Here is a 10,890-nt window from a genome sequence, read left to right on the forward strand (position 1 = left end):
CTCAGCCCGTCCGGCGTTTGAGGACGAGGCCCCTTAAGGGCCGAAGCGGGGGCCTGGGGGCGCAGCCCCCAGTCAGACGTCCACTGCAGCGGACGCCCGCGTTTCAACCTCCGGCACACTCACCCGGCGGCCAAACCGCTGCGCCGCGCGCCACGCATCCCACGTCAGCAGACACAGCGCACCCCACACCAAGGCGAACCCGGCCCACCGCTCCGCCGGCATCGCCTCATGGAAGTACAGAACCCCGAGCAGAAACTGGAACACCGGCGTCAGATACTGCAGCAGCCCCAGTGTCGACAGCGGCACCCGAATGGCCGCCGCCCCGAAACAGACCAGAGGCAGCGCGGTCACCACCCCGGTCGAGGCGAGCAACGCCCCGTGCCCCACCCCTTCCGTCGCGAACGTCGACGAGCCCTGCGAGGTCAGCCACAGCAGATAACCCACCGCGGGCAGGAACTGGATCGCGGTCTCCGCGGCCAGCGACTCGATCCCGCCGAGACCGACCTTCTTCTTCACCAGCCCGTACGTCGCGAACGAGAAGGCGAGCGTGAGCGAGATCCACGGCGGCTGCCCGTACCCCACCGTGAGCACGATCACCGCCGCGAACCCGGTGCCGACCGCCACCCACTGCACGGGCCGCAGCCGTTCCTTCAGGAGCAGCACGCCCATGGCGATGGTGACCAGCGGGTTGATGAAGTACCCGAGTGAGGCCTCGACCACGTGCCCGCTGTTCACGGCCCAGATGTACACGCCCCAGTTGACGGTGATGACCGCCGCGGCGACCGCGACGAGCCCCAGCCTGCGCGGCTGCCGCAGCAGTTCGCCGGCCCAGGCCCAGCGCCGCATCACGACGAGCGCGGCGCCCACGAAGACAAGGGACCAGGCCATCCGGTGGGCGAGGATCTCGACCGCTCCGGCGGGCTTCACCAGGGGCCAGAAGAGGGGGACGAGGCCCCACATCCCGTATGCCGCGAAGCCGTTCAGCAGTCCAGTGCGCAGCTCGCCCCTCGTCTTCCCGGTCACGGGACCCTCCTCGCCTCGTCGCGCACACGTGCCAGGCAGAAGGTAACGCCGAGCGCCCCCGCCTGTCATGTCCGTATCGGCATACGGTCATGACAGGCGGGGGTGGTGTCCCCGAGGACCGCCGGGGGTGCGGTCTCCGGGAGGTGCCGGGGGCGTCAGCCCTTGACGGCCACCGCGATCGCGTCGGCGAGCGGCGTGGTCGGACGGCCCGCCAGGCGGGACAGGTCGCCGGTGGAGACGACCAGCTCGCCCTTCTCGATGGAGGCGTCCACGCCCGCAAGGACGGCGGCGAGCGGGCCGGGCAGTCCGGCGCCGGTCAGGATCCCGGTGTAGGCCTCGACCGAGACGGGGCTGTAGGCGATCTCCTTGCCGGTCGCCTTGCTGACCTCGGCCGCGTACTCGGCGAAGCTCCACGCCTCGTCGCCGCCCAGCTCGTACGTCTTGTTCTCATGCCCCTCGCCGGTCAGCACGGCTACGGCGGCGGCCGCGTAATCGGCGCGCGAGGCGGAGGACACCCGGCCCTCGCCGGCGGCCTGGACGACGGCGCCGTGCTCGAGCGCGGGGGCCAGGTTCTCCGTGTAGTTCTCGTGGTACCAGCCGTTGCGCAGCAGCGCGTACGGCACGCCGGAGGCGAGAAGCGCCTCTTCGGTGCCGCGGTGGTCGTCGGCGAGTGCGGCGGTCAGGCTGCCGGGGGCGCTGGTGTAGGCGAGCAGGGCGACACCGGCGGCCTTCGCGGCCTCGATGACCACCTTGTGCTGGCCGACGCGGCCCTTGTCGAACTCGTTGCCGGAGATGAGCAGCACCTTGTCACCGGCCGAGAAGAGGCTGCCGAAGGTCTCCGGCGCGTTGTAGTCGGCGACCGCGAGCTTTACGCCGCGCGCCGCGAAGTCGGCGGCCTTCGCCTCGTCGCGTACGACGGCGGTGATCTGCTCTGCCGGGACCTTTTCCAGCAGCTGCTCCACGACATGACGGCCGAGGTGTCCGGTGGCTCCGGTGACGACGATGCTCATGATCTGCGATCTCCTTGTGGGGTGCGGATGTCACTAACCCTAGGAGGTGCGCTAACTCTTGGAAAGTACCCACTTTGAAGTAAGGTACTGGCATGGCCGTAAGTAACCCGGAAGTCGCCGCCGAGCCGGCAATCGTCGCCAAGTACGACACCGGCGAGGCGATGTGTCCCTACCGCCTCGTCCTGGAGCACGTCACCAGCCGCTGGGGCGTCCTCGTGCTGATCGAGCTCCTGGAGCGCCCGTACCGTTTCAGCGAACTGCGCCGGGCCATCGGCCGGGTCAGCGAGAAGATGCTCACCCAGACCCTGCAGACCCTGGAGCGCGACGGCCTGGTGCACCGCGACGCCAAGCCGGTGATCCCGCCGCGGGTCGACTACTCCCTGACCGACCTGGGGCGCGAGGCGGCGCAGCAGGTGCGGGCCCTGGCGGTGTGGACCCAGGAGCGCATGGACGCCGTACAGCAGGCGCGGGACGTGTACGACACGGCGAAGCGGCACCGCTGAGGCCGGGCTGAGCAGGGCTGACGCGTCCGTCGGCACCGGCCGCAGGCATGCGGCGGGCGCTCGCCGGGCACACGAGTGTCAGGGCGCGGACAGGCGTGAGCGGTGCGTCCTTCCATGCGCCCCCTCTCCGCCTTCCGCACCGCCTGATGGCACGGGGCACGCTGGAGGCGGGATGTCATGCCCTGCCGTGCGCCGGTCCGTGCATCGGCGGCCGGTGCACGGTCACCTGATCCAGGGGGATTCCTCGAGATGGCTTTACGGCGGAACGCGGCCGCGCGAAGTATCGGTTCTGCACTGGCGGCGGGGCTGGGCCTGATGCGGGTGTCCTTCGCCCGGGGCACCCGGCGGCGCCAGGAGGAGCTGCTGCTGGAGCTGCTGAAACAGCTCGCGCTGATGACCGAGGAGATCCACCGGGCCAACCTCATCCAGCACTACCGCCTCACCACCGATCAGCTGGACCGGGCCAGCGACGACTCCGCGCTTGCCGACGCGTCGAGCACACTGGACGGCCTGAGCGATCTGAGGCGCCGTCAGATGATGTACGCCAACCGGCAGTTCGGTGCTCTCGTCCTCGCACACCGGGTGGGCGCGCTCGACTGGGACCAACTGCTCGGGCATCTGCGCGTGCTGTGCCGCAACTCCGTGTTCGCCGAGTACTGGGACCGCACGGCCGAGCACCGGCGGAGCCTGCCGGCCGAGTCCGTGGACGCGAAGGTCGGCTCGGTCGTCGACGTCATGCTGGAGGAACTGGCCGACGATCCCGACGAATGGTGGGTGGTGGGCTCGGTACCTGAGCCCCCGGCGCATGAATGAGCCACTCCGTGCCCCCGACGATCCAACTGGGTGCGCAGGGCGCCGCATAGTCCTGCGTGTCATGGCACATCAATAAGTGCGACGGGTTTTTCGGGGTGGGCCGAAAACGGCTGCACCCCGTTCAGGCGGGGCTACCAGCCCCGGGAGGGGACGGCCCAGTTGCACGACGAGTTCACGTCCGTCCGGATTGCGCGCCGCCTCGGCGATCCCCCTCGCAAAAGAGGCAGCTACACCCAGGAAACCTGCCCCGACCTCTTCGAACTGAGTGACGGGAACTTCGCCGTCATCGGCACCGAAGCCACAACCGCCCTCGACCCCCACCTACCCCAGGACGCCGCCCGAGCCGACTACGAACGCATTGTCGTGATCAGCCGAGAGACCCTCATCCGCGCCAAGAAGGACATCCCCGACGCCTGACCGACGCCTGACACCGAGGGCCCGGACGCCGTACGGCATCCGGGCCCTGTGCATGTCCGTCACCGTCGCCGTCAGCCGACGACCGTCCAGGTGTCGCCCCCTGCCAGCAGCGCGGCAAGGTCGCCCTTGCCGTTCTGCACGATCGCCGTGTCCAGCTGGTCGGCCATCTGAGTGTCGTACACCGGACGGTCCACGGACCGCAGCACACCGATCGGGGTGTTGTGCAGGGTGTCCGGGTCGGCCAGCCGGGACAGTGCGAAGGCGGTGGTCGGCGACTCGGCGTGGGCGTCGTGGACCAGAATCCGGGACTCGTTGTCCGCGGTCACATCGACCACCTTCAGGTCACCGGTGGCCGCATCCCGTACGACACCGCGCGCACCGTCCGCCCCGAAGCGGATCGGCTGCCCGTGCTCGAGCCGGATCACCGCTTCCTCGGCCTGCTGCTTGTCCTTGAGGGCCTCGAAGGCGCCGTCGTTGAAGATGTTGCAGTTCTGGTAGATCTCGATCAGCGCCGTGCCCGGATGGGCGGCGGCCTGGCGCAGCACCTCCGTCAGATGCTTGCGGTCGGAGTCGATGGTGCGGGCGACGAAGGAGGCCTCCGCGCCGATCGCCAGGGACACCGGGTTGAAGGGCGCGTCGAGCGATCCCATCGGCGTCGACTTGGTGATCTTGCCGACCTCCGACGTCGGCGAGTACTGCCCCTTGGTCAGGCCGTAGATCCGGTTGTTGAACAGCAGGATCTTGAGGTTCACATTGCGGCGCAGCGCATGGATGAGGTGGTTGCCGCCGATGGACAGCGCGTCGCCGTCACCGGTGACCACCCACACGGACAGGTCCCGCCGGCTGGAGGCGAGCCCGGTCGCGATGGCGGGCGCCCGGCCGTGGATGGAGTGCATGCCGTACGTGTTCATGTAGTACGGGAAGCGGGACGAGCAGCCGATGCCCGAGACGAAGACGATGTTCTCCTTGGCGAGGCCCAGCTCCGGCATGAAGCCCTGGACGGCCGCCAGGATCGCGTAGTCACCGCAGCCGGGGCACCAGCGCACTTCCTGATCGGACTTGAAGTCCCTCATGGACTGGCGGGCCTCGGCCTTGGGGACGAGCGAGAGTGCCTCGATCGTGCCCGTGCCTTCCGTGGACGTCTCAGCCATCGATGGCCTCCTTGAGAGCCGTGGCGAGCTGCTCAGCCTTGAACGGCATGCCGTTCACCTGGTTGTACGAGTGGGCGTCTACCAGGTACTTCGCCCGGATCAGCGTGGCGAGCTGACCGAGGTTCATCTCGGGAATCACCACTTTGTCGTAACGCTTCAACACCGTGCCGAGATTCCTCGGGAACGGGTTGAGATGACGCAGATGGGCCTGCGCGATGGACTCCCCGGCCGCGCGCAGCCGCCGTACCGCGGCGGTGATCGGCCCGTATGTCGACCCCCAGCCCAGCACCAGGGTCGCGGCCTCGTGCGGGTCGTCGACCTCCAGCTCCGGTACGTCGATGCCGTCGATCTTGGCCTGGCGGGTGCGGACCATGAAGTCGTGGTTGGCGGGGGCGTACGAGATGTTGCCCGTGCCGTCCTCCTTCTCGATCCCGCCGATGCGGTGCTCGAGACCTGGCGTGCCGGGAATGGCCCAGGGGCGGGCGAGGGTCTGCGGGTCGCGCTTGTACGGCCAGAAGACCTCGGTGCCGTCGTCCAGGGTGTGGTTCGGGCCCTGCGCGAACTGCACGGTCAGATCCGGGAGTTCGTCCAGTTCCGGGATCCGCCAGGGCTCCGAGCCGTTGGCCAGATAGCCGTCGGAGAGCAGCATCACCGGGGTGCGGTACTTCAGCGCGATCCGCGCCGCCTCCATGGCCGCGTCGAAGCAGTCGGCGGGCGTACGCGGAGCGATCACCGGGACGGGGGCCTCGCCGTTGCGGCCGAACATGGCCTGCAGCAGATCCGCCTGCTCGGTCTTGGTGGGCAGTCCGGTGGACGGCCCGCCGCGCTGGATGTCGATCACGAGCAGCGGCAGCTCGAGCGAGACGGCGAGCCCGATGGTCTCGCTCTTGAGCGCCACACCCGGGCCGGACGTGGTCGTGACCCCCAGCGAACCGCCGAAGGCCGCGCCCAGGGCCGCGCCGATGCCGGCGATCTCGTCCTCGGCCTGGAAGGTCCGTACACCGAAGTTCTTGTGCTTGCTCAGCTCGTGCAGGATGTCCGAGGCCGGAGTGATCGGGTACGAGCCCAGGAACAGCGGCAGGTCGGCCTGGCGCGAGGCGGCGACCAGGCCGTAGGCGAGGGCCAGGTTCCCGGAGATGTTGCGGTAGGTGCCGGTCGGGAACGCCGTCGTCGCCGGCGCGATCTCGTAGGAGACCGCGAAGTCCTCGGTCGTCTCGCCGAAGTTCCAGCCCGCGCGGAAGGCGGCGAGGTTGGCCTCGGCGATCTGGGGCTTCTTCGCGAACTTGGCCCGCAGGAACTTCTCGGTCCCCTCGGTCGGCCGGTGATACATCCAGCTCAGCAGGCCCAGCGCGAACATGTTCTTGCTGCGCTCGGCCTCCTTGCGGGAGAGATCGAACTCCTTGAGCGCCTCGACCGTGAGGGTCGTCAGCGGCACCTCGTGGAGGCTGTACCCGTCGAGCGAGCCGTCCTCCAGCGGGGAGGCGGTGTACCCGACCTTCTGCATCGCCCGTTTGGTGAACTCGTCCGTGTTGACGATGATCTCCGCGCCGCGCGGCAGGTCGGCGATGTTGGCCTTGAGGGCGGCGGGGTTCATGGCGACCAGCACATTCGGCGCGTCGCCCGGGGTGAGGATGTCGTGGTCGGCGAAGTGCAGCTGGAAGGACGACACACCCGGCAGGGTCCCGGCAGGCGCCCGGATCTCGGCGGGGAAGTTGGGAAGGGTGGAGAGGTCGTTTCCGAAGGACGCGGTTTCCGAGGTGAAGCGGTCACCGGTGAGCTGCATACCGTCACCGGAGTCCCCCGCGAACCGGATGATCACCCGGTCCAGCCTGCGTACGTCCTTTGTTCCGCCCGGCCCCCGCTGCTCTCCGACGACGGCTCCGTCTGCCTGCTCCGCTGTCCTGCTGACCTGGCTGGTCACTGAACTGGACCTCCCTCGAGGCGGCTGTCTGGGACCGGCCTTCCCGCAGGCCCTCCCAGGATCAACCCTACGTCCGTTAGGGTCGCCTTCCCGTGGCCATTCGCATCATGGACACAGTTTTGAGACGGTGTGACGCCCTGACTTGTCATGATTTCTCGCCCCCCGGCGCTTCCTTTGAAGACGCTCCCCGCGATCGGTTCGGTTCTAGGGCTGGACGGGTGCTGGACGGACAGTGGATTGACGACTGGACGCGCGATCAGTGACCACGCGATTACTGACTAAGTGTCAGCCCGTCATGAGTTCAGATAGGTGAGGACCGCGAGAACGCGCCGGTGATCCCCGTCACTCTGGGACAGCCCGAGCTTCAGGAAGATGTTGCTGACGTGCTTCTCGACGGCGCCGTCGCTGACGACCAGCTGCCGCGCGACGGCCGAGTTGGTACGCCCCTCGGCCATGAGTCCCAGGACCTCCCGCTCCCGCGGGGTGAGCCCGGCCAGCACATCCTGCTTACGACTGCGCCCGAGCAGCTGCGCGACCACTTCCGGGTCCAGCGCGGTACCCCCTTGGGCCACCCGCACCACGGCATCCACGAACTCCCGGACCTCGGCCACCCGGTCCTTGAGCAGATACCCGACGCCATGACTGGAGCCGGCCAGCAGTTCGGTGGCGTACCGCTCCTCCACATACTGCGACAGCACGAGCACGCCGAGTCCCGGATGAGCCTTCCGCAGCTGCACCGCGGCCCGCACCCCTTCATCGGTGTGCGTCGGCGGCATCCGCACATCCGCGACCACGACATCGGGCAGCTCGCCCTGGCCGTCCAGCTCGGTGATGGTCTTGATCAGCGCTTCCCCGTCACCCACCCCGGCGACAACGTCGTGCCCACGGTCGGTCAACAGCCGGGTCAGCCCCTCCCTGAGCAGCACTGAATCCTCGGCAATGACCACCCGCACCCTGTCCTCCACGATTCCCGGCCCCCCAGCCCGACTCCGAATGCCAGTAGTCCAGCATTCCAGCATTCGGACCCGCCCGCCCCTGACCAACGGGAATCAATGGGAATACATGCACGATATGACGGGTTCCGGCCAGGCATTTTCAGCCCGTCCGGCGTTTGAGGACGAGGCCGTTCAGGCCGATCGGGGGTGCAGGGGGCGGAGCTGCATCCATCAGCGGCTCCGCCGAGGGCCTGCGCTCACCCCAGCGCCCGCTCCCCCCGCCAGGGCAACTCCGCGGTCACCCGAGTAGGCCCCCCCACCGGCGAGTCCACCACCAGAATCCCGTCCACCGCATCCAACCGCTCCGCAAGCCCCCCGAGCCCCGACCCGCCGGAGGCATCCGCACCGCCCACCCCGTTGTCCACGACCTGCACCATCAGCCGGTTCTCCACCCGCCACACATCCACCGCAGCCCAGGTGGCCCGCGCATGCTTGCTGATGTTCTGCAGCAGCTCCGACACCGTGAAGTACGCGATCCCCTCGATCGCAGGCGCCGGCCGCTCCACCAGGTCCACCTCCACCTGCACCGGCACGGTGCACCGCGAGGCAACAGCCGACAGCGCCGCATCCAGCCCCCGATCCGTCAGCACCGCCGGGTGAATCCCACGAGCCAGATCCCGCAGCTCCTGCAGCGCCGTCTTCACCTCACCGTGCGCCTCGTCGACCATCCGCGCCGCCGCCTGCGGATCCTCCGTCAGCTTCTCCTTCGCCAGCCCCAGATCCATGGCGAGCGCCACCAGGCGTGCCTGCGCCCCGTCATGCAGATCCCGCTCGATCCGACGCAGATCCGCGGCAGCCGTGTCCACCACAACGCCCCGGTCGGACTCCAGCTCCACCACCCGCGTCGCCAGCCGCGACGGCCCGAGCAGCCCGTGCACCATCACCCGGTCCACCATCGTCAGCGCCCGCACGATCCAGGGCGTGGCCAGCGTGAACAGCAGCCCCACCAGCGCCGTCACGGTGATCTCGAAGGGGTTGTCGAGGTAGATGCTGTGGCTTCCGTCGCCGTACAGCTGAAGCCCGCCCTGACCGGCGTACATCGGAAAGACCCAGAACCACAGCGGATACGTCAGCAGCGCCCAGCCGTACGCCCAGAAGTTCACCGCGACCACGAACGAGAACACCGACCACGGAAACTGCAGCAGCGCGTACAGCAGCGTCCGCCACGACGTGCCGCTCTTCAGCACGGCCCCCATCCAGGCCATCACGCCGGACTTCTTCATCCGCAGCGGCTCGGGGTCGGCCACCTCGAGCCCCAGCAGCCCCCGCGCCCGCGCCCGCTCCAGCGCCCCGAACCCCCGGCAGCCGGCCAGCCCCGCCGCCAGCACCGGAATCCCGAGGAACGTCACCAGCAGACCCGCCCCGAGCGACACCATCGTGACGGCGTAGACAAAGAGCATGATGCCGATCGGCAGGCTGAGCAGCACATATCCGAACTCGCGCCAGCTGCGCGCCTCGAACGGCGCCCGCAGCCCGGCGGGCAGCCGGCGCCGCGTCCCCTCGGTGAACCCGAGCCCGCTGTCGTGCCCGTAGCCCTGTCCGTACTCCGTGGCCATCCGCGTCGTCCGTTCTACTCGTCCCGTTCGCCCTGTCCGGCTGCGGCTGTCCTGCCGTACCACCACACTGCTGCGCCGCAGGTCCGCGAACCATGGAGGCCGTCGGCGTCTTGGAAGTGGGGTTTTCCCTACCCCTCACCGGGCGCGCGGTCGCGCCACGGCAGTTCCGCCGTGACGACGGTCGGCCCACCCTGCGGCGAGTCGATGACGAACAGTCCGTCGACGGCGTCCAGCCGGTCGGCAAGCCCCTGCATCCCCGAGCCGCCGTCGAGGCGCGCGCCCCCGCGGCCGTTGTCCTCGACCTGGATGAGCAGCCGGTCCGCCGCCCGCCACACCTCGACGGACGCGGTCTTCGCCGCGCTGTGCTTGCTGATGTTCTGCAGCAGCTCGGAGACGGTGAAATAGGCGATGCCCTCGATGGCCGCGGCGGGCCGGGAGGCCAGATCGACCGTCACCTTCACAGGCACCGTGCAGCGCGAGGCGACCGCGGACAGTGCGGCATCGAGCCCCCGGTCCGTCAGTACGGCGGGATGGATGCCCCTGGCCAGATCCCGCAGCTCCTGCAGCGCGAGCTTCACCTCGCCGTGCGCCTCCGAGACCATCTCCGCCGCCGCGTCGGGGTCCTCCAGGAGCTTCTCCTTGGCCAGGCCCAGCCCCATGGCCAGATTGACCAGGCGGGCCTGTGCCCCGTCGTGCAGATCGCGTTCGATCCGCCGCAGATCTGCGTTGGCCGTGTCGACCACGACCCCCCGGTCCGACTCCAGCTCGGCGATGCGCCGCTCCAGCTCGTCGGAGGGCGACAGCAGCCCGCGCACCATCGCCCGGTCGGCGTTGGTCAGACCCCGGGCGATGAACGGCAGCACTGGCCACAGCACAAACAGCGAGGTCAGCGTGATGACGAAGGTCAGGATCCCCCAGGGCAGCCGGATGAAGTCGTACAGCACCGTGCGCCAGCCCACCGGGTCCTTCACCCTCATCCACAGCCACGGGAGGAAGCCGGTGCCGCGTCCGGGGAGCCGGCTCGGCTCGTCCACCCGCACCCCGAGCAGCTTCCTGGCCCGCGCCCGCTCCATCCTGCCCAGCAGCCGCGCGCCCGCCAGGCCGGCCGCCAGCAGCGGGAACCCGATCACCGTCACGGTCAGCCAGAAGCCGGTGAACAGCACCGTCACGACGTAGACGAACCCGATCAGCGACACCGGAAGGTTCGCCAGGAGATGCGCGATCTCCTTCCAGGTGTGCCGGTCGTAGGCGAAACGGGCAGGCGGCAGACGGTCGCCGTCACCTTCCGGGGCCCCCATCGGGCGCGAGTGTCGTTCGGTCATATGGGCTAGCGTGCCGCGCGCCGCGCGCCCGCGCCATGAGGTCGGCCGCCCCCGTCCCCTGGGGAAAACCCCACCCCGGCAGCTCCTCGGCGGCTTCCTGCATCTCAAGGACGTCTCAAAGGACGTTCCAAGCGGTGACGGGCTGCTTACCGTCTCTTTATCAGGGCCTAGACTCCCGT

Annotated in this window: 10 protein-coding genes; 3 read left to right on the plus strand and 7 right to left on the minus strand. The window is 69.1% G+C overall.

Features of this window, described 5'->3' with window-relative positions; translation table 11 throughout:
• Positions 1-72: 72 nt before the first annotated feature.
• Positions 73-1,023 (minus strand): EamA family transporter RarD, encoded by a 951-nt coding sequence (gene rarD / locus ACFY10_RS38590; protein WP_390669973.1) that lies wholly within the window; start codon positions 1,021-1,023, stop codon positions 73-75.
• Between the two features lie 155 nt (positions 1,024-1,178).
• Positions 1,179-2,033, minus strand: a complete 855-nt coding sequence (locus ACFY10_RS38595; protein ID WP_390669974.1) for an SDR family oxidoreductase — start codon at positions 2,031-2,033, stop codon at positions 1,179-1,181.
• A gap of 92 nt (positions 2,034-2,125) precedes the next feature.
• On the opposite strand from ACFY10_RS38595, the gene ACFY10_RS38600 reads away from it, so the two are divergent.
• The 3 genes from ACFY10_RS38600 (at position 2,126) to ACFY10_RS38610 (ending at position 3,766) form a co-directional block, all read left to right on the plus strand.
• A complete protein-coding gene (locus ACFY10_RS38600; RefSeq protein ID WP_390669975.1) occupies positions 2,126-2,536 on the plus strand; it encodes a winged helix-turn-helix transcriptional regulator in 411 nt (136 codons plus the stop codon).
• 249 nt (positions 2,537-2,785) lie between these two features.
• Positions 2,786-3,349, plus strand: a complete 564-nt coding sequence (locus ACFY10_RS38605; protein WP_390669976.1) for a DUF6082 family protein — start codon at positions 2,786-2,788, stop codon at positions 3,347-3,349.
• A gap of 159 nt (positions 3,350-3,508) precedes the next feature.
• Complete coding sequence (locus ACFY10_RS38610; RefSeq protein ID WP_030945221.1) at positions 3,509-3,766, plus strand: hypothetical protein; 258 nt, start codon at positions 3,509-3,511, stop codon at positions 3,764-3,766.
• 71 nt (positions 3,767-3,837) lie between these two features.
• Here the strand turns inward: ACFY10_RS38610 and ACFY10_RS38615 are convergent, their stop codons facing one another.
• The 5 genes from ACFY10_RS38615 to ACFY10_RS38635 all read right to left on the minus strand — a co-directional run bounded on the left by ACFY10_RS38615 (position 3,838) and on the right by ACFY10_RS38635 (position 10,711).
• Positions 3,838-4,917: a 2-oxoacid:ferredoxin oxidoreductase subunit beta gene (locus ACFY10_RS38615; protein ID WP_390669977.1), complete on the minus strand. Its 1,080-nt coding sequence runs from the start codon at positions 4,915-4,917 to the stop codon at positions 3,838-3,840.
• Positions 4,910-6,838 carry a 2-oxoacid:acceptor oxidoreductase subunit alpha gene (locus tag ACFY10_RS38620; RefSeq protein WP_390669978.1) on the minus strand — a complete coding sequence of 643 codons (1,929 nt, stop codon included), beginning with the start codon at positions 6,836-6,838 and terminating at the stop codon, positions 4,910-4,912. The genes ACFY10_RS38615 and ACFY10_RS38620 overlap by 8 nt, the downstream gene beginning before the upstream one ends.
• A 293-nt stretch (positions 6,839-7,131) precedes the next feature.
• Positions 7,132-7,791 (minus strand): response regulator, encoded by a 660-nt coding sequence (locus ACFY10_RS38625; RefSeq protein WP_390669979.1) that lies wholly within the window; start codon positions 7,789-7,791, stop codon positions 7,132-7,134.
• Positions 7,792-8,030: 239 nt separating this feature from the next.
• Positions 8,031-9,389 carry a sensor histidine kinase gene (locus ACFY10_RS38630; protein WP_390669980.1) on the minus strand — a complete coding sequence of 453 codons (1,359 nt, stop codon included), beginning with the start codon at positions 9,387-9,389 and terminating at the stop codon, positions 8,031-8,033.
• Between the two features lie 128 nt (positions 9,390-9,517).
• Positions 9,518-10,711, minus strand: a complete 1,194-nt coding sequence (locus ACFY10_RS38635; RefSeq protein ID WP_390669981.1) for a sensor histidine kinase — start codon at positions 10,709-10,711, stop codon at positions 9,518-9,520.
• Positions 10,712-10,890: the final 179 nt, after the last annotated feature.

Source organism: Streptomyces sp. NPDC001401 (assembly GCF_042895385.1).
Classification (GTDB): domain Bacteria; phylum Actinomycetota; class Actinomycetes; order Streptomycetales; family Streptomycetaceae; genus Streptomyces.

Bases quoted from the DNA above. Each gene is read 5' to 3' on its own strand.
- ACFY10_RS38595 (WP_390669974.1), bottom strand. From the start codon at position 2,033: ATGAGCATCGTCGTCACCGGAGCCACCGGACACCTCGGCCGTCATGTC.
- ACFY10_RS38600 (WP_390669975.1), top strand. From the start codon at position 2,126: ATGGCCGTAAGTAACCCGGAAGTCGCCGCCGAGCCGGCAATCGTCGCC.
- ACFY10_RS38605 (WP_390669976.1), top strand. From the start codon at position 2,786: ATGGCTTTACGGCGGAACGCGGCCGCGCGAAGTATCGGTTCTGCACTG.
- ACFY10_RS38615 (WP_390669977.1), bottom strand. From the start codon at position 4,917: ATGGCTGAGACGTCCACGGAAGGCACGGGCACGATCGAGGCACTCTCG.
- ACFY10_RS38630 (WP_390669980.1), bottom strand. From the start codon at position 9,389: ATGGCCACGGAGTACGGACAGGGCTACGGGCACGACAGCGGGCTCGGG.
- ACFY10_RS38635 (WP_390669981.1), bottom strand. From the start codon at position 10,711: ATGACCGAACGACACTCGCGCCCGATGGGGGCCCCGGAAGGTGACGGC.